The organism is Flavobacterium sp. 83, assembly GCF_000744835.1.
In the GTDB taxonomy this organism is placed as follows: Bacteria; Bacteroidota; Bacteroidia; order Flavobacteriales; family Flavobacteriaceae; genus Flavobacterium.
The window spans coordinates 3,361,462-3,381,929 of record NZ_JQMS01000001.1 but is presented as its reverse complement, the minus strand read 5'-3'; the positions used below and the strand labels follow the sequence as shown (position 1 = coordinate 3,381,929).

Sequence of the window (20,468 nt, the reverse complement as noted above, 5' to 3'; positions counted from 1 at the left end):
GTCCTGTTTAACAAAAAACAGAAAAAATGAAAAAAAACTATTTGATTGCAATTTTGTTCCTTATCGTGAATATGGTAAGTGCTCAAATTGAACAAACCTCTTACAGAGGTGCTTTTGCTCCAGCGCCCGCAGCGATGTGGACAGACAACTGGACAAATTATGACCCGCAGAATACCGTTTACGGTACTGCAACTGTTAATGTTAGTGCTGATATTACTGCTAACACGACTTGGACTACTGGTAAAGTTTATTCTTTAGCAGGTCTTATTAATGTAAGAAACAATGCTGTTTTAACGATTCAACCTGGTGTTATTGTTAGAGGAGCTGGTGCAGGTTCAGCTTTAGTAATCACTAAAGGCGCTAAAATTAATGCTGTTGGTACTGCTTCAAGTCCAATTGTATTTACTTCAAACAATGCCGCTGGTTCTAGAAACAAAGGGGATTGGGGAGGAGTTATCCTTTTAGGTAAAGGAGCTTTCAACTTGAATAATGGTGTGAATAACATCGAAGGTTTAACTGCTTCTGTATACACAGAATATGGTGGAGGTTTAACTCCAGATAATGCGGATAGTTCAGGAACATTAAAATACGTTAGAATTGAATTTGGTGGATATGTTTATGCACCTAACAATGAAATCAACGGATTGACAATGGGAGCTGTTGGTAGTGGAACTACTATTGATTACGTACAAGTATCTTTTGCTAATGATGATGCTTTTGAATGGTTTGGTGGTTCAGTAAACTGTAAACACTTAGTTTCTTATAGAAATTTAGATGATGATTTTGATACTGATAACGGATATAGCGGATCAGTTCAATATGCTTTGGCAATTAGAGATCCACAAATTTCTGATAATCCATCAGTTTCTACTTCAGAAGGTTTTGAGTCTGATAACAATGCAGGAGGAACAGCTGTATCTCCTTACACAAGTGCAATTTTTACAAACTGTACTTTGATAGGACCATCTTACCGTCTTACTTTACCTAATGGTGGAACTTTAGCAACAGGATACAAAAGAGGTGCTAGAATTAGAAGAGCGTCTCAATTGAAAATCTTCAACTCATTGTTTATGGATTTTCAAGAAGGAGTTCATATTGATGGTGTAGCTGCCGAAAATAATGCAGTTGCGGGAACGTTGAAATTTAAAAACAACATTTTAGCTGGTATTGTTACTACTTCAAAAGTTTTACAAGTAACTTCTCCAGGTACTATTACTGTAGGTAATAACGCTGCATTCAATATGACAAACTGGTATACTGCTAATGGTAATTCAACTGTTGCTTCAAATTCAGGTTTGTTGACAAACGCTTATGGTTCTGACGCTACCACTTATACAGGATTAGATTATAGACCTGCTTCAGGTTCCATTGTTGAAGAAGGTTCTGATTTTACAGATAGTGCTTTTACAGGAAAATTAGTGGCTACTCCAGTGGTTGCTGATGCTATTGAATTTACTTCTTATAGAGGTGCTTTTGCTCCAGCTCCTACAGCAATGTGGACAAACGGTTGGACAAACTACGATCCTCAAAATGCGGTTTACTCTTCAACAGGAATCACTGTAAGTGGAGAAATCACTACAAATACTACATGGACAACAGGTAATACATATCTTTTACAAGGTTTAACTTATGTTAAAAATGGTGCTACTTTAACGATTCAGCCAGGTGTTACTATTAGAGGTGCTGGTGCCGGTGCATCTTTGATTATTACTAAAGGATCTAAAATTAATGCTGTTGGTACTGCTACAAGTCCAATTGTATTTACTTCAAACAATGCTGCTGGTTCTAGAAGCAAAGGTGATTGGGGAGGAATTATCCTTTTAGGTAATGGTTCATTTAACTTGAATAATGGTATAAACAATATTGAAGGTATCACTGCTTCAGCAGATACTCAATATGGTGGAGGTTTAACTCCAGATGATACTGATAATTCAGGAACATTGAAATATGTAAGAATTGAATTTGGTGGATATGTTTATGCTCCAAACAGTGAAATCAACGGTTTAACAATGGGAGCTGTTGGTAGTGGAACTACTATTGATTATGTACAAGTATCTTTTGCTAATGATGATGCTTTTGAATGGTTTGGTGGTGCAGTAAACTGTAAACACTTAGTGTCTTATAGAAACTTAGATGACGATTTTGATACGGATAACGGATTTAGTGGTAAAGTGCAATATGCTTTAGCTATTAGAGATCCACAAATTTCTGATGCTCCGTCTGTTTCTACTTCAGAAGGTTTTGAGTCTGATAACAATGCAGGAGGAACAGCTGTATCTCCTTACACAAGTGCAATTTTTACAAACTGTACTTTGATAGGGCCATCTTACCGTGTTACCTTAACAAATGGTGGTACTTTAGCTTCTGGATTTAAAAGAGGAGCTAGAATAAGAAGAGCTTCTAAATTGAGTATCTACAATTCAATCTTTATGGATTTTCAAGAAGGTCTTCATATTGATGGTGTAGCTGCTGAAAATAATGCAGTTGCTAATGAATTGAAATTTAAAAATAATATTTTAGCTGGTATTGTTACAACTTCAAAAGTACTTCAAGTGAATTCTCCAGGTACTATTACAGCTGGTAATAATCCTGCATTTAACATGACATCTTGGTATGCTGCTAATGGAAATACTACTCAAACTGCAAGTGCTGGTTTGTTAACTTTGCCATACAACGCTGATGCTACAGTTTACACAGGATTAGATTATAGACCAGCTACAGGTTCTGCTGCGCTTTCTAATTCAAACTTTACTGGTTTAGTTTCTAAAGTTTCTCCAGTTGTTGTTACTCCATTTAATATCTGTAAAGGTACAGTTGCTACTGCTTTAACAGCTACTTTGAATGGTGGTGTTTCTTTAAAATGGTATAGTACTGCTACTATTGCTACGGTTTTAACTGCAGCTCCAGTTCCAGTAACTACAACTGCTCCTTCAACAAAATCGTATTTTGTTTCTCAAGTATATGCTGATGGTACAGAAGGTCCAAGAGCTGAAATTGTTGTTAATGTTACTCCTATATTAGGTACTCCAGGAACTATTACTGGAACTGTTGCTCAAGGAGCTTTAGTAGGTACTACTACTGAAGCAACTTATTCTATTGCAGATGTTGTAGATGCTGTTTCTTATTTATGGACTGCACCATTAGGAGTTAATATTGTTTCTGGTCAAGGTACAAATACCGTAACTGTTAACTTTAAAAATGTTCCTGTTGGAGCGGGTTCAATAGGTAACCTTTCTGTTGCTGCTGTAAATGCGTCAGGTTGTAATAGTATTGCTAAAACTTTAGCACTTACTAAAGTTTTACCTGCTGCACCTACTACTTTGAAAGTTACAGATGCTTTATTACCATTGCCTACTACTGGAATTCCTACTGCAGTAACTTCATTTGCTAAATACATGGGAACACCTACTGTATTAAATATAACTGCTGCTCCAGTTGCTACTGCAACTTCTTATGTTTGGGAATTGCCTACAGGTGTTACTCTTTTATCAGGAGCTACTACAACATCTGGTGTTACTTCAGGTACTTCAAATGTAATTACAGTTAATTTTGCTGGTGTAACTAGTGCAAATACGTTTAATTATACTACAACAGCTGCTGTTCCTGTATCAACAAATGTATTGAGAATTGGTGTTAAAGCTAAAAATGGTACAGGTGCTTCAGTAACTGCTAATGCAACTGCTGTAAATCCTACTACTGCTTCTACAGCTAAATTATTAACATTAACAGCTGTTTTGCCTGCTGCTCCTGCTGCAATAAAAGTAACTAACGACGCAGTTAGTACTAATACAGCTGTAACAGTAATCAGTAAATTTATAGGGACAACTACTCCATTCACAGTAACTGCAACTGCTTCTGCAACTGCATCTTCTTATGCTTGGGAATTGCCAATTGGTGTGAATCAATTATCTGGAGGAACTTCAAATGTAATTACAGTTAATTTTGCAGATGTTGCTGCTGGTACAACTTCATTATACTTAGGTGTTAAAGCGGTAAACGGTATTGGATCTTCTGTAACTGCTACTAATGGTACAATGGTTCCTGCAACTTCATCTACAGCTAAATTGTTAAAATTAACTTCAGCTGTTCCTGCTGCAGTAGCTACTGTAACAGGTCAAATAGTTGGATTGTGTGCTAACAGTTCTTACAACTATACTATTACTGCTTCTCCTTTAGCTAATTCTTATGTTATTACTGCTCCAACAGGTTCAGTTGTAACTTCTGATGCTAATGCAAGTAATACTTCAAATGTTTTAGCTACAAGTGATTTAACATTCACAGTAACATATCCTGCTGGTTTTGTGGCTATTACTACTGCTCCAAAATCTATTGTTATAACTTCAGTAAACGGAGTTGGTAACAGTCTTACTAACAAATCACTTGTTTTATCTACTTTGATGCCTGCAATTGGTGTTAATTCTGGAGGAACAACATTTACAAGATGTGCTAATCAAACTTTTACAGTTCCTGCAGTTGTTGGAGCTACTGATTATGTTTGGACTCCTGCTGATGGTACGGTAATTGTATCTGGTCAAGGTACTAACTCTGTTGTTGTTGATTTCGCTGCAGTTCTTTCATCAAAAACTACAAATAAATTAACAGTTGCTGCTAAAAATTCATGTAATGTTTCTAGTGTTGTTAAATCAATTACATTAACAAGTACTGCTTGTCCAGTTGCTAAATTAGCTTCAACAAGTAAAGAAATAATTGCTATAACTGCTACTGAAGTGTATCCTAATCCAGTATCTAGTGATTTCAATATTGACATTACTGCTTCTGAAGTGGGTGTAGTTGAAATCGCGATTTACTCTTTGGATGGTACAATGGTTGTTAATCCTAGTTCTATTCAATTGGAAATTGGTGTAAATATGATAAACCAAAATGTATCTTCTTTAAAGAATGGAATTTATATCGTTCAAATAGTAAATTCTTCAAGTAATGAAGTGATTGTTAAAAAATTAATCAAGGAATAATTTCAGGTTATTTCTTATCCTATATTTTTAGGCCGCCAATTTTGGCGGCCTTTTTATTTTTTTTAAATTATAAATAGAAATAGTAAAGTTCAGTTTCCTTAAAAGCATCATTTTTTTGTTTTGAACAAACCCATTTTCAGATAAATATTTCAGTTTGTTTCAATAATAAAAAAAATAAAAATGAGGAATCCTTCTGCAAAATCAAAGTTATTAAAGGGATATTCAAAAACGTTGTTTGGACTCCAGATTTGGTCAGTTTTGTTTTTTTAGAAACAGAAACATTAGAAACTGCCGATTTTTTAAATAAGGTCCTAAACATAAAGGATAAAATTGTTTTTTTTAGAAAAAAAACAACTACTATTTATCAGATTATCAGTGTATTTACGGTATGTTATTAAATGATTAAGTTTGTTATTTATTTAATTTTTTTACTTGTATTTATATATTTTTACAATGTTAATTTATTAGTAATTTGATTTTAAAATACCACAATTTATTCAAGTTGAAATACAAACAAAAAATATATTTATCTTCTCCACACATGAGAGGTAATGAGCAAAAATATGTTAAAGAAGCTTTTGATTCTAATTGGATTGCACCAATGGGGGCTAATGTAGATTTTTTTGAAAATGATTTAAAAAAATATTTAAATGACAATGTTCATGTAGCTTCATTATCATCTGGAACCGCAGCCATTCATTTAGGATTAATTCTTTTAGGCGTAAAAGCTGGAGATGAAGTTATATGTCAGTCACTGACATTTACAGCTTCTGCAAATCCTATTTTATATTTAAAAGCTGTCCCAGTTTTTATTGATAGTGAAATTGACACTTGGAATATTTGCCCTATAGCACTGGAACAAGCGATTATTGATAGAATTAAACTCGGTAAAAAACCAAAGGCTATAATTACAGTTCACCTATATGGTAATCCATATAAAATTGAACTGATACGCTCAATAGCTAACAAATATCAAATACCAATTCTTGAAGATGCTGCTGAGGCTTTAGGTAGTACTTACAAAGGCCAAAAATGTGGAACATTTGGTGATTTGAGTGTTTTGTCTTTTAATGGTAATAAAATCATTACTACTTCAGGCGGTGGAGCTCTAGTATGTCCTTCTGAAAATAGTAAAGCAAAAGCTGTTTTTTTAGCAACTCAGTCTAAAGATAATGCCATTCATTACGAACATTCTGAGCTAGGATATAATTACAGGTTGAGTAATATATGTGCTGGTATTGGTCGTGGTCAGATGGAAGTTTTAGATGAACATATTGCATTGCGAAGAAGCATGCATCAGTTTTATAAAGATTTATTTGAAAACGTCCCTGGGGTTACAGTTTATGATGTCCCTAATAAAGATTATTTTTCTAATCATTGGTTGACAGTTATTACCATTAATCCAGAGGAAAGTAACGGAATTGACTGCTCTATATTACGTTTGGCATTTGAGGCTGATAATATTGAGGCAAGATTTTTATGGAAACCATTACATCTTCAGCCTTTGTACGAGGGATATCCTTATTATGGTAATACTGTTGCACAAAGTCTATTTGATATTGGCCTCTGTCTGCCTTCTGGATCGAATACTACCGAAGAAGATAAAACTAGAATAATGGATGTTGTACATAGTGTTTTTAAAACAGGTGTGGCTACACCAATTAAAAACGTTGTTCTGAAAAAAAATAAAGTAAGTCATCGTAACAAATATGTAAAATTTTTTCTGAATGCTCTGCTTTTTAAGAATACCTATGTTTTGAATATTGATAGAACATAATTAAGAATGGAATATCATTGTTAAGAAATATTTTTTTAGTCATTAAGTATAAATATAATAAAAAAATAACATATAAATTGAAGTTAATGTCTTGATTGATATGTTTTTATTTATGTGTCACATGAAATTTAAGGAACAAAAAAAGAGTCGTATTCATATTAAAATAAGATATGAAGAAGACTCTTTCTAATTTAGTTAGCACATAAAATGTGATTGGCAATAGCGAAGCTATATATAAAAGGGAATTTTGAATCCCAAACAAATAATATTTCTGGCACTAATTTTTGCTTTATAATTCAATTAGAAAATAATGATAAGTAACGATATTTTGATATCTCAATAAATTTAATATTTACTAAAAATAAATGTCTTTAAAAAAAGAATTAATTTCAGGTTTTTTCTGGACTTATTTGCAACAATTCAGTTCTCAGCTGATTAATTTTTCAATCTCTATAGTTTTAGCCAGACTCTTACTTCCTGAGGATTTTGGAACTATGGGCTTGATTTATATTTTTATTACTATAGGTCATGTTTTGATTGATGGTGGACTAACGCTTTCTTTGATTCGAACTTTAGATGCGGATGAAGAGGATTTTTCTACTGTTTTTTTTACCAATATAGGTGTTAGTGTGTTTGTCTATTTTTTAACGTTTGTAGCAGCACCTTTTATAGCAGATTTTTACAAATTAGAGATGCTAATAAATATTATCCGAGTCTTTGCCTTAACGTTTATTATTTCTGCATTTTCTTCCGTCCAAAGCGCTATACTTTCAAAAAATATGCAGTTCAAAACGCAAATGCTTATTGCAATCCCATCTATTATTGCTAGTGGTATTGTGGGAATAACATTAGCGTTTTTTGATTTTGGGGTTTGGAGTTTGGTTTGGGCCAGCATTACTCAAAACGGAATTGGAACACTTCAATTATGGTTTTACAATGATTGGAGACCGAAAAAGGTTTTTAATAAAATTAAATTTTTAAAGCATTTACAGTTTGGATATAAATTAATTATTACAGGCGTTTTTGATGCTATTTTTGTAAATATTTACCCCATTTTTATTGGAAAGACATTTAGTATTAAAGAAGTTGGATTTTATACCCAAGCCGAAGGATTAAAGCAATTGCCTATTTCGAATGTCGCAGGAGCGTTGTCAAAAGTAACTTTGCCTTTGTTTTCCAAAATCCAAAATGACAATCAAAAACTAAAAGAAGCATATAGTAGAATTACACAACTAGTCCTTTTTATTACTACGCCTATTTTGATATTTATGTCTGTTTTGGCAAATCCACTACTGTTGTTTCTCTATTCTGCTAAATGGGTTTTTGCCGCGCCTTACCTAAAAATATTATGTTTTGCCGGAATTTTGCCAACTATAAATGGCTATAATATAAACATATTAAACGCTAAAGGTAAAAGCGATTATATACTGAAAATTGAAGTTTTGAATAAGATATTTTTAGTAGCCCTGATTTTAATCTTTTATAAATATGGAATTTATGTATTGGTTTGGACTAAATTAGTAAGCACTATATTCTCGTATTTATTGAATTCCTATTTTTGTGGAAAAGAAATAAACACCTCTCTTTTAGATCAAATAACTAGTATAATACCCGTTTTATCACTTTCTGTTTTATCCGGTTTTGTTGTACAAACCATTTATACAGGCTTAAATGTTTTTCAAATCCCGTTGTTTTTAAAATTGCTTATTCCTTCTTTTGTTGGCATTATAGTCTATTGCGGTTTGATTTTTATTTTTAAAAAGAAATTAATAGAAGAATTAAAATTAGTAGTAAATGCCAAATTTCAATATGGAAAATAATACTAAAATAAAAATATTGGTTTTTGTAAATAACTATTCAAAAGTGATGGAGACTTTTGTTTATAATCATCTGTCAATGGTAGCGGCAGATGCTCGATTTGAGGTAACGGTTTTGTGTCAAAATTATCCCGATAGCTGTTTTTCAATTGATGGAATAGGTGCTACAATAGAAACTGGTATTTCTACTATTTCAAATCGAATTAAGCAAAGTTTTATTTTATTATATAAAAAACCCAGTTTATTTTTTCAGCTTTTAAAATATGGAAGAAACACATATAACATGAGTTTATTTGTTTTAGCAGGGAAATTAAAAAACACCAATTTTGATATTATTCACGCACATTTTGGTCAAAACGGAAAATTAATTGCGGAGCTTAAAGATGCAGGCGTAATCAACGGTAAATTAATAACACAATTTCATGGACTTGATTTTACAAGTAAAAAATGTACAAAAAAAGGATATTACAAGACACTTATAAAAAGGATAGATATTATACTTACACAAACACAATATTCACTAAATAAGCTTGCAAAACTAGGATTTCCAAAAGACGAAATAATTGCAATTCCAGTAGGTACAGATGGGAGTCATTTTGCCAGAAAACAACCGATTAACGCAAATGGAATCCTGAAAATAGTATTTATCGGTCGATTGATCGAATTAAAAGGCCCACAATTGATTCCTGATATTGCCAGTAAAATGTTGGAATTAGGATTTTCAAATTTTGAGTTTTTGATTGTTGGCGAGGGGAGTCTAAAATATGAAATTATAGAAAAATCAAAGGGTATAGAAAATAAAGTTAAATTATTGGGCTATAAATCCCCAGATGAGATTCGGAATATTATGCAAGATTGTCATATTCTAATTTACCCGGGCATAGCTGACAGAGAAGGAAGGGAAGAAAATCAAGGGATGAGTACACAAGAGGCAATGTTTATGCAGTTGCCCGTAATAGTAAGTAAAATCGGAGGGGTTCCAGAAGCGGTTATTGATGGAGAAAGTGGATTTGTTTGTAAACCCGGTGATATTTCGGAGTTTGCAACCAAAACGGTTTTACTCTGCAAAAACTATGACTTGAGAAGGTCAATGGGGGAAAAAGGATTTCTTTTGGCTCAAAAAAACTATGAAATTATGAATTCAAATGAAAAAATAAAAGACATTTATTTTGGGATCAAATGACATTTTAAAACAACTATTTTAATTGACAATTATGCAGTTAAGGAAGAGTACTAGTATAGTTTGGCTTGACAATTTAAAAATTTTAGCGACAATAAGCGTGGTTTTTCTACATGTCTCAAGTCCTTTGCTATACAATTTTGAAGGGAAAGAAGATTTAAATTGGTGGATAGGAAATATATATGATGGTACAGTACGTTTTTGTGTTCCAGTTTTCATTATGTTAACGGGTTCATTAATGCTTTCAAAAGATTATGATTTAAATGACTTTCTTAAAATAAAATTGATGAGAATAATTATTCCTTTTCTTTTTTGGAGCGCTATTTATATACTTTATGGTTTAGTTTCAAAATTCTTAACTAATGGCCATTTAACATTTTCCAGTATTTTTGACTATTGCTTAAGTAGTTTTATTCATGGATCTGCATATCATCTTTGGTACATCTATATGATCATCGGTATTTATCTTTTTATTCCAATAATTTCGAAATGGACTAAAAACTGTTCTGAAAATGAAATTTTATATTTTTTGATAATTTGGGTGATTTCTATATTTATTAGCCAACCAATTATCTCAAAATATACGCCAAATTTAAACCTAAGCTATTTTTCAGGCTTTATTGGATATTTAGTTTTAGGTCATTATATGTCCCTAAAAAAATTAAATGAATATAAAAATATAAATCAAATTTCCGTTTTTATGTTTGTATGCGGCAGTTTCATATCTATATATGGAACTTATCTTTTATCTTCATACAGTGGTCATTTTGTTAAAGATTTATACGGATATTTGACACTAAACGTCCTAATGTCTTCGATTGGAATTTTTATTTTTTTTAAACAGATGAAAGCCACTAATAGTAAAATTACATTTTTAAGTAATTTAATCAGCAAGTATAGTTTCGGTATTTATCTTGTACATGTTTTAGTATTGATGATACTCAATAAAATTGGAATGAATGGACTATTTATTAATCCGATCTTAGGCATTCCAATAACAACAATCTCTTGTTTGACAATTTCAGTGTTTATAGCTAAAGTTTTAGATAAACTATCATTTAGTAAATATATTATAGGTTAAAAAAAGTATATTAGTGAGAATGTCTTCACTTCAAAAAATAAATCCCTAAAATATCCATTTATTAAAGTTTAAAGCCCTTTTGCTAAAAATTCGAGCCACAAAAGTGGAGAAAAAATAGGTTTTATTCATAAAATAGTAAAAACAAAATAAGATTGGTTTCTTATAAGAAAAAAGTTGCTAAATAATTAATAGTTAAAAAATAAAAAGATTTTTTTTGGATATTTTAAAGAAAAACCAAATAACATAATGAATGAAAAACTGCAAAAAATATATGCCGCCAATATTCACTTATTTAAATTCAAAACACTTTGGATAAACATTCAAACCAAAGGAATTAGAACCAATATGAGCCGCATTCTATTATTCGGGAAATGCAGTTTTTCTATCCATAAATCTGCTAAAATTAATTTGAATAATGGGCATTTAGCACTCAACAGGTACATTACTAAGAAAGATCCGTTTGTAGGTAATATTGAAATGTATGAACAATCCGAAGTAACGGTGCAAAATACTTTTTTCTTTCATAGTGGTTGTGATATTATGGTTTTCAAAAATGCAAAACTCAATTTAGGAAGTGGCTATATCAACAGATACGCTAAAATAAGGTGTTACAGTTCCATTACCATTGGATATGGAGTGGCTATTTCTGAAAATGTTACTATTTGGGATAGTGATACGCACGCAATTATTGGGCAAGAAGACTTGATGACGCAGCCTATTACAATAGGAAATGAAGTTTGGATTGGTGCCAATGTTACAATTCTTAAAGGTGTAACTATAGGGGACGGAGCTATTATTGCTGCAGGTTCAGTAGTTACTAAAGCAATTCCTGCTCATTGTTTAGCAGCGGGAATTCCTGCAAAAGTGATCAAAGAGAAAGTGAATTGGAAATAATAAATTATAGTAAATAAAAATAAATGTTTTCAGTAGTTATTCCCTATTACAACAAATCAAAATACATCAAGCGCTGTTTGGATAGTGTTTTGAATCAAACTTTTCAGGATTTTGAAATCATTTTAGTTAATGATGGTTCGACCGATGCTGGGTTGCAGTTTATTTCTACTATTTATTCGAATAAAATAATCGTTATAAATCAAGATAATAAAGGTGTTTCTGCCGCAAGAAATGCAGGTATTAAACTTGCAAAATATCCTTTTGTAGCTTTCTTGGATGCTGATGATTGCTGGCATAATCAATTTCTTGAAAAAGTAAAAGAAGTTATAAATGTCGAAAATAATATAAAAATAATTGGCACACATTACTCCAGAAACAAGGAATTTCTAGCTACGGATTCAGGAGTTTTAGATTATTTTAAATTTAAAGATTATTTTAAATCAGCACTTACAAATACTTATTATTCATCCTCTTCAACCATTATTGCTGCTGATTTTTTTACAAAAAACAATGGGTTTAATCCTTGTTTAAAAAAAGGTGAAGATATTGATGTTTGGATTCGAGCGGTTCATAGTGGAGGGAATGCTTATTATATCAAAAATACTTTAGTCTATTATTCGGATGAAGATGTAAACCAGGTGACAAACACCAAAGTTCTTATTCAAAATACGTTGGTAGGCACAATAAATGAATTGTACAAGAATCTATTAAAATCTAGTGATAACAAGAGTTTTAATCGGTTTGTAAGTATTTATGTGTTCTTTAATTTATACCTGTATTATTATGATTCTGAATCCCAATTGCAAGCAAAAGCTACCCTCAAAAAGAATGAGTATCGGTTCTTTCTCTTGAATTTAGTGTATGTTTTACCGATATATTTTGGGACTAAATTGATGAATTCAAATAGAGTAAGCAGGTGGTTTCGATTGTATATAAAATTTGTAATTCGATATATTCTTAGTTAATATGAAAATAATACGACTGACTACTTTACTCGATTTTGGAGGCCAAGAGCGGCAATATATTTCATTTGCTGAAGCAGATTTTCAATTACTGCAAAACGAATATATTTTTGCCGCCATCGGGAATGGAGGTTATGCCGAAAATAGTATTAGAAAGAAAGGATTTGAAGTAGTAATTTTTAATCAAAATCCTAAAATTTCTAATTTAAAAAATATTTGGATGCTCTATAAATGGTTTAAAAAAGTCAAACCAGATGTAGTTCATACTGCAGCAGCCGAAGCAAATTTTCATGGTATTTTGGCCGCAAAATTAGCAGGTGTTAAAATCATTATTGGCGAAGAAATAGGGTTTCCAAATCATTCTTTCAAAGCCAAATTGATTTTTAAAATCCTTTATAAATTTACGTCTAAAGTTATTTGTGTTTCAAAAGCGGTCAAAGACTTTCTAGTGGAAACTAATGAAATTGTTGCCGAAAAAGGTGTTGTGATTTATAATCCGGTAAGTAATGTCATTCCAACAACAAAAAAACTACCCAATGAATTTACCATCGTTACCGTGGGGCGTTTTGAAAAAGTAAAAAATCAAGAGCTTTTGATTAAAGCATTTTCACAGCTAGAAAACCGTACTGCCAAATTAATTTTGGTTGGTGACGGATCCCAAAGAAAATATCTGGAGCGATTGATAACTATTTTGAATGTACAAGACAGAGTCGTTCTTACAGGTTTTGTTCCAAATCCAGAAATATACCTTTCACAATCACATCTTTTTGTGCTTCCGTCACTTTCTGAAGGATTTGGTATTGCAGTAGTAGAATCAATGCTACAAGAAATGGCTTGTTTGTGTTCAAATATTGGAGGAATTCCTGAATTTATAACCCATAATGAAACCGGTTGGTTGTTTGATCCAAAGAATGAAACACAGCTAATTGACCAACTGAATACTATTATTGCAACTCCTTACTCAGAAATTCAAAGGATTGCACAACAAGCAAAAAAGGCTGTTGAAAATCGTTTTACAATTAAAAAATACATCGAAAATCTAGAAAATCTTTATCAAAAACAAATATGATTAGAGTTTTAAACATAATAGACACGATGGGGTCTGGAGGCGTAGAACGCAGGCGTCTGTCGATGGCTAAATTATTAGACAAATCTAAATTTGAGCTAAAAATAATTTGTACGAATGTTGTAGGACCTTTTCCAGATGAAATCCGTAAACAGGGTGTTGAGATTGTAGCCATTGGAGATTTGAATTCTTTTTTGGATTATAAACAGCATCAAAAAGTATTGAAAATCATTGAGGATTTTAAGCCTCATATCATTCATGGAGCCGTTTTTGAAGGGGTTACCATGGCAGCAATAAATGGTTTTTTGAAGCGCGTACCGATAATCATTCTCGAAGAAACTTCGGATCCCCAAAACCGAAGATGGAAAGGCAATTTACTGATGAAAATTTTGTGCTTTAGTGCTGATAAAGTGGTTGGTGTATCACCCGCTGCTACAGATTATCTTAAAAAAAAATTGAAGCTTTCTCCTGATAAAATTCTTTTGATAACTAATGGTGTTGCCGTGCCTAAAAAAGTATCGACTTCTGTAGTAGAAAAATTAAAGGAAAAATATCAGATTAATCCAGATGAAATTGTGATAGGTTCTGTTGGTCGAATGTCTTCGGATTCACACAAAAGATTTTCAGATTTAATACGGGCATTTGCCATTCTTATCAAAAAACAACACAAAGTAAAACTTATTTTAGTGGGTGATGGGCATCAAAAGGTGAGTTATATCCAACTTGTTACCGAACTTCAAATCCAAGATCATGTCGTTTTTGCAGGTTACCAAAATGAAATATCCGATTATTACGCTGTTTTTGATGTTTTTTGTTTGGTTTCGGCTTATGAGGCGTTTGGATTGGTTTTGGCGGAAGCCATGTTTCATAAATTACCTGTTGTAGCAACAAGAGTTGGGGGTATGCAATATATTATTAATGATAATCAAACAGGTTTTTTAGTTGATACATTTGATGTCAAATCTATTGCCGAAAAGTTAGAGATTTTATGTCTTGATTCAGATTTGCGAGTATTGTTTGGAAACAATGGTTTTGACAAAGCAATGATTAACTACACTGAAGAGCGTTATGTTAAAGATGTAGAGAATTTATACTTAGAATTGGTAGAAAATAAAAATATCATAAAATAATCTAGATTAAATGAACGAACGGATTTATTTACCTGGATTAAATGGGTTGAGAGCTATAGCAGCTTTGGCTGTTGTAGTTACACATATAAACAATAGATTGGATTATTACGGTTTGCCTAAAGCTCAATTGTTAGATCTTGCCAGCTATGGTGTGACCATTTTTTTTACACTCAGCGGTTTTTTGATTACTTATTTATTACTGAAAGAATTTGAAATTACGGGCACAATAAATATGAAAAAATTCTATATGAGAAGGATTTTACGTATTTGGCCGATGTATTATTTGTATTTGTTTATTGTAATTTTATTAAATGGTATTTCGAATATTCAATGGCCCATTTTATTCTATCTTTTTATCATTCCAAATTTTAAAAACTCATTTGTAGGAATTATAAACACTAGTGTCGGCAGTAAAATAATGACTTTTATGATTGGGCATTATTGGTCATTAGGCGTGGAAGAGCAATTTTATGCCTTTTGGCCTTGGCTTGTAAAAAAGAGTAAAAATTTTTTCAAGTTTTTAATTTTATTTCCAATTCTATTCGTTCTATTAAAATTGACTCTCAGGATTTTTAATGCGCCTTATAATATTTTAGTTTTTGTCAATTACACCCGTTTTGGCTGTCTTGTAATGGGAGGGTTAGGTGCTTATTTATATTTTAAAAATAGTGATAAACTGAAAATTTTTTACAAAAAAGGAATTGAGTTAATAGCTTGGCTATTTTTTGTCATTGTAGCCTGCAATAAATTCCATATTACTTCCATAATTGATCACGAGATAATTGCTTTTTTTACGCTAATCATTATTTTTAATCAAATTAATAATACTAATAAATTGATTTCATTAGAAAATAAAGTGTTTGATTATTTAGGTAAAATTTCTTTCGGAATGTATGTTTATAACCCTTTAGTTATTTATTTAATGGCGCTTGTTTTTAATTATTTCGCAATTGAAAATCAAATAGTAAGACTATTATTAATTTATCTTTTGGTTATTCCTGCTATCATTTTGGTGGCTCACATATCGTATTACTTTTTCGAAAAACAATTTTTAAAATTAAAAAATAACTATACTACTGTTCAAAGTGCATCTAGTAAATCTGAATCTGAAAATTACTCATGAAAAACGTACTCTTCATTACTTGGGATGGTCCTAAAACCAGTTATATGGAAGGATTATTCATGCCTATTTTGAGCCAAGTACAATTACAATCAGACTATGTTTTTCATGTCATACAATTTACTTGGGGTACATCCGAAAAAATTGCAATTACACAAAAAGCTGCCAAAGAACTTCATATACAGTATACTGCAATGCCCATTATGAGAAAACCTATTGCCATTATAGGGAACTTATTTACATTATATAACGGCACTCGGTTTTTAAAAAAATACATTAAGAATAATGCAATTAGTGTTGTAATGCCAAGAAGCACTATGCCAGCTATAATGGTCAATCGAATTCCAAATCGAAGTTTCAAAGTACTATTTGATGCAGATGGATTGCCATTAGAAGAGCGAATCGATTTTTCAGGTTTGTCCAGAAATAGTAAACAGTATCAGTTTTTTAAAGCGGAAGAATTAAAAATGTTGTTACATGCTGATGCGGTATTAACAAGATCGAATAAGGCTATAGACATTCATTTGGATGCATTAGAGTCTAAAATATCTAAAAAATTCTGGGTCGTACTTAATGGAAGAAATCCAGACTTTTTTAAACCCAATTGGTCTGAAAGAGAAAAAGTTCGAGATGAATTAAATATTTCTAACCACGCCAAAGTTTTTGTGTATTGTGGTTCATTAGGTCCACAATACGGTTGGGAGGAAATGATGGCTATTTTCAAAGGCTATCATGAAAAAAATCCGTCAGCTCTATTTTTAATTCTCACTGGAAATGATGCATTTGCCCATGAAAGAATTCCACATGAAATAAAATCCTCCATTCGTATAAAAACAGTTCCTTTTGCACAAGTTCCTAGCTATCTTTCGGTTGCGGATGTGGCATTTGCTATTAGAGAACCTAAATTCAGTATGCAAGGTGTAGCTCCCATTAAACTAGGGGAATATTTGTTGATGGGAATTCCCACTATTGCGTCCGAAGGAATTGGAGACACGGAACAAATCCTAAATGCGATTCCGAATTGTTTTTTATACCACCATCAAAATCCTTCTCGTGTCGATGATGCAGTAGCTTTTATTGAAAGTTTGGGTGATACTGATTTTGATATTATTCGAAAATTTTCCATTCCATTTTTTTCGATAGAAAAAAGTGCCACTAGCTACTGCAAAGCATTAGATTCCTTAAAATGAAAGTACTTTATTTAACAAAATACAGCAGAAACGGCGCAAGTAGTCGGTTGAGAAGTTACCAATATTTTCCTTTTTTGGAAGCCAAAGGTATTTCAATTACAGTTAGTCCTTTTTTTGATGAGGATTATTTAATTCATCTTTATTCTGGAAAAAAAATCGCAAAAAAGAAGTTTATAAAATACTATCTGTACCGATTTTTCACCCTGTTTTCTATTTATAAATATGATAAAATTGTCATTGAAAAAGAACTTTTTCCTTATTTTTTCAGTTGCTTTGAGAAAATTTTATGGCTATTAAATGTAAAATACATCGTTGATTACGATGATGCTATTTTTCATAATTATGATTTAAGCAATAATAAATTAATCTGGTTTTTATTAAAAAATAAGATTAATAATGTCATGAAATATAGCGGGTGTGTAGTGGCAGGAAATAGTTATTTGGTAGAAAGAGCCAAAGATTCCGGCGCAAACAAAATAGTAATTATACCAACAGTAATTGATGTTGAGGCATATAAAGTCCAAAATAAGGATGCTAATTCTAAAGTGATTATTGGTTGGATAGGTTCACCATCTACGTTTAAATATGTCAAAAAGTACATTACAGTTTTTTCGAAAGTTCTCCAAGATCAAAATGTAGAATTACATATTGTAGGCGCTACAGAAGATCTAGCGTTAGGTAGTAATGTAAAATACTTGAAATGGACACAAGAAAGGGAAGTAGCTTTAATTTCCAATTTTGATATTGGCATTATGCCGTTAGAAAATACCCCTTGGGAATTAGGAAAATGTGCATACAAATTAATTCAATATATGGGTTGTGGTGTTCCTGTAGTAGCTTCGGCAGTGGGTATGAATAAAGAAGTTGTTGATCAGGGAATAAACGGTTTTTTGGTACGTGCTGAAGAAGAGTGGATCGATAAATTAACTCTATTGATAGCAGATAGCAGCTTGAGAAAACAATTAGGAATAATAGGCAGAAAAAAAGTCGAATCCCAGTTTAGCCTTCAAACGAATTGTACTATAGTCTTATCTGTTTTATCTAATGATTAGGAATTCTAAAAGTCAATATCTAGATGTTTTGCAACTATTTAGAGGTCTGGCCGCGCTGATGGTGGTCTTGCATCATAGTATTGGATCTCTAAAATATTATCATAAAATTGATTTTCCTTTTATTAATTATCTAGGCTCTATTGGGAAATTTGGAGTAGATTTCTTTTTTGTATTATCAGGGTTTATAATTACCTATTCAGCTTTTTATAAATATAAAGAGCCTAATTCTTTTAGTAACTATTGCAAAAACAGGCTTATACGGATTTATGTCCCATATCTTCCAATAGGTATTTTTATGTTGTTGATTTATACGTTTTTACCAGCTTTTTCAAATAGTGACAGAGCGATTAGCGTACTCACATCTTTAACTTTACTTCCTGATGGAAATCCAGCATTATCTGTAGCGTGGACACTTTCTTTTGAACTTTGTTTTTATCTGTTGTTTAGTATTTCTTTTATTTCCAAAAAAGGATGGAATTGGTTTGTTATTGGATGGTTTGTTACTATAATTATTTTTAATTATTCTTTATTTACAACCTTACAATTTTTAAAAAGTCCATTTTTTAGAATCTTGTTTTCAACCTATAATATCGAATTTATTTTAGGCTTTGTTCTTGCTCAGTTGGTTGTTCTAAAAATGCAAGTAAATAGAATTCTTTTGTTTTTACTGCTTTTTATAGCCTTTATGTTTTTCTTCTATTGTACATTTAACCATTTAAAACTGTTTTCATTTGATGTGAATTTGTTGTTTGCATTCGTTGCATTTTTAAGTATTTTTATAGCAACCAGTACTGTTGATGTCAAAATTAATAAAACGTCTGTGTTAATGATGGTTGGTAATGCAACGTATTCAATTTATTTAATTCACAATCCTTTGCAAATGATTTTAATTCGATTTTTCCCTAAAATAACTTCAGTTGTAGGTGTTATAGCTGCATTGATAGTGGTGTTAATACTAGCGAGTGTTGTTGGTTATGGGTATTATTTATTATTTGAAAAAAAGGCAATTCATATCATAAAATCTAAATTAATTAAGTAAAGCATGAATTTTTTTATTACCGCTTTTATTTTTGTACTAGGATATTTATTCATTCAAAGTTTTGCAGCAAAACTTTCGGAAGAGAATTTGAATACGCTAAAAAAGCTATTTCTGGTTCATATTTTATTCGGAGCTTATTTTTGTTTTTTTGTGCAAGGTGATGCGGTAGGATATTGGAAAGAAGCTAAACTTATGTCGGAAGAAGATTTTATATATTCATTAACCCAAGGACAAGGGACTTATTTTGTATTGGCATTAAATTATTATCCGTCAAACATTTTAGATTTATCCTATTTTACAGGAACCATGATGTATAGTTTGATTGGTTTTATAGGCTTAACGTATTTTTATGTAATGGCTGTAGAGTTGATTCCAAATGATCCAAAATTCAGCGGTTATTATTTGTTCCCGATGCTTTTTTTCTTGCCTAATTTGCATTTTTGGAGTTGTGCAGTTGGTAAGGATGCGTTATTATTTTTCTGTATTGCCATTTTTACGTATGGATTAATGCAACCTTTTAAGCGAATGCCTATGATTGTATTTGGGTTATTGCTTGCTTATTTTATTCGACCACACATTACCTTGTTTATGCTTTTGGGTTTTGGAATGGCTTACTTTTCTGGACAAAACATTTCGGTATTCCGACGTATTTTGTTTTTTGGTCTAATGGTTGGTATTGCGATTGCTATTTTACCTATGGTAATGAAATTTGCTAGAATCGAAGAAGCATCTTTAGATAGTTTTGATAAATTTTCAGAGACCAAAGCGGCTCTATTGAGCAAAGCAAGTGCAGGTTCAGCAGTTGATATTTCATCCTATCCTTTTCCAGTAAAGGTTTTTACGTTTTTGTATCGTCCCTTATTTTTTGACATTAACGGAATTCCATCAGTTTTAGCTTCATTAGAGAATTTACTTTTATTGGTATTGTCTTATACGGTTCTAAAAAATAAACCGTTAGAAACGTTTAAGAAAGCTCCCTTTGTAATTCAAGGTATGGTTTATTTTTTAATTATTGGAACTTTGGCTTTTTCTCAATCTTTAGGGAACGTAGGGATTATGATTCGAATGCGAAATATGTTTCTTCCCGGTTTAATAATATTTATTTTTTGGCATTTTTCTTATCGTCAATCGCAAGAATCAGACGCCTGATACATTGTTATTTCTTAACAATTTATACTCTTTTTAGT

General features: G+C 31.7%; 14 protein-coding genes. All 14 read left to right on the top strand.

The genetic code is table 11. The features are described 5' to 3' along the window. Positions 1-26 precede the first annotated feature (26 nt). The 14 genes from T410_RS16565 to T410_RS14570 all read left to right on the top strand — a co-directional run bounded on the left by T410_RS16565 (position 27) and on the right by T410_RS14570 (position 20,430). Complete coding sequence (locus tag T410_RS16565) at positions 27-4,973, top strand: S-layer family protein (protein WP_051929449.1); 4,947 nt, start codon at positions 27-29, stop codon at positions 4,971-4,973. A 541-nt stretch (positions 4,974-5,514) separates the two neighbouring features. Beyond that, positions 5,515-6,750, top strand: coding sequence for a DegT/DnrJ/EryC1/StrS aminotransferase family protein (locus T410_RS14630; protein ID WP_081897856.1), 1,236 nt, complete (start codon positions 5,515-5,517; stop codon positions 6,748-6,750). Between the two features lie 365 nt (positions 6,751-7,115). Beyond that, positions 7,116-8,570 (top strand): lipopolysaccharide biosynthesis protein, encoded by a 1,455-nt coding sequence (locus T410_RS14625; protein WP_035673117.1) that lies wholly within the window; start codon positions 7,116-7,118, stop codon positions 8,568-8,570. After that, complete coding sequence (locus T410_RS14620) at positions 8,545-9,750, top strand: glycosyltransferase (protein WP_035673115.1); 1,206 nt, start codon at positions 8,545-8,547, stop codon at positions 9,748-9,750. The genes T410_RS14625 and T410_RS14620 overlap by 26 nt, the downstream gene beginning before the upstream one ends. A 31-nt stretch (positions 9,751-9,781) precedes the next feature. Continuing rightward, positions 9,782-10,828: an acyltransferase gene (locus T410_RS14615; protein WP_035673112.1), complete on the top strand. Its 1,047-nt coding sequence runs from the start codon at positions 9,782-9,784 to the stop codon at positions 10,826-10,828. Between the two features lie 246 nt (positions 10,829-11,074). Then, the gene (locus tag T410_RS17160) at positions 11,075-11,722 is read left to right on the top strand and encodes a DapH/DapD/GlmU-related protein (RefSeq protein WP_051929448.1); all 648 of its coding nucleotides are present in this window, start codon (positions 11,075-11,077) and stop codon (positions 11,720-11,722) included. Positions 11,723-11,745: 23 nt separating this feature from the next. Beyond that, entirely contained in the window at positions 11,746-12,687 is a 942-nt protein-coding gene (locus T410_RS16555; RefSeq protein WP_051929447.1) for a glycosyltransferase family 2 protein, read from the top strand. A 1-nt stretch (position 12,688) separates the two neighbouring features. Continuing rightward, positions 12,689-13,753 (top strand): glycosyltransferase family 4 protein, encoded by a 1,065-nt coding sequence (locus T410_RS14600; RefSeq protein WP_035673110.1) that lies wholly within the window; start codon positions 12,689-12,691, stop codon positions 13,751-13,753. Further along, positions 13,750-14,880 (top strand): glycosyltransferase, encoded by a 1,131-nt coding sequence (locus T410_RS14595; RefSeq protein WP_035673107.1) that lies wholly within the window; start codon positions 13,750-13,752, stop codon positions 14,878-14,880. Before T410_RS14600 ends, T410_RS14595 begins: the two co-directional genes overlap by 4 nt. 10 nt (positions 14,881-14,890) lie before the next feature. Beyond that, positions 14,891-16,003, top strand: a complete 1,113-nt coding sequence (locus T410_RS14590) for an acyltransferase (RefSeq protein ID WP_035673105.1) — start codon at positions 14,891-14,893, stop codon at positions 16,001-16,003. Continuing rightward, positions 16,000-17,190: a hypothetical protein gene (locus T410_RS14585; RefSeq protein ID WP_051929445.1), complete on the top strand. Its 1,191-nt coding sequence runs from the start codon at positions 16,000-16,002 to the stop codon at positions 17,188-17,190. The genes T410_RS14590 and T410_RS14585 overlap by 4 nt, the downstream gene beginning before the upstream one ends. After that, complete coding sequence (locus T410_RS14580; protein WP_035673103.1) at positions 17,187-18,242, top strand: glycosyltransferase family 4 protein; 1,056 nt, start codon at positions 17,187-17,189, stop codon at positions 18,240-18,242. Before T410_RS14585 ends, T410_RS14580 begins: the two co-directional genes overlap by 4 nt. Next, positions 18,235-19,281, top strand: coding sequence for an acyltransferase (locus T410_RS14575; protein ID WP_081897855.1), 1,047 nt, complete (start codon positions 18,235-18,237; stop codon positions 19,279-19,281). Before T410_RS14580 ends, T410_RS14575 begins: the two co-directional genes overlap by 8 nt. A gap of 3 nt (positions 19,282-19,284) precedes the next feature. After that, positions 19,285-20,430, top strand: a complete 1,146-nt coding sequence (locus tag T410_RS14570) for a hypothetical protein (protein WP_035673096.1) — start codon at positions 19,285-19,287, stop codon at positions 20,428-20,430. Positions 20,431-20,468 lie beyond the last annotated feature (38 nt).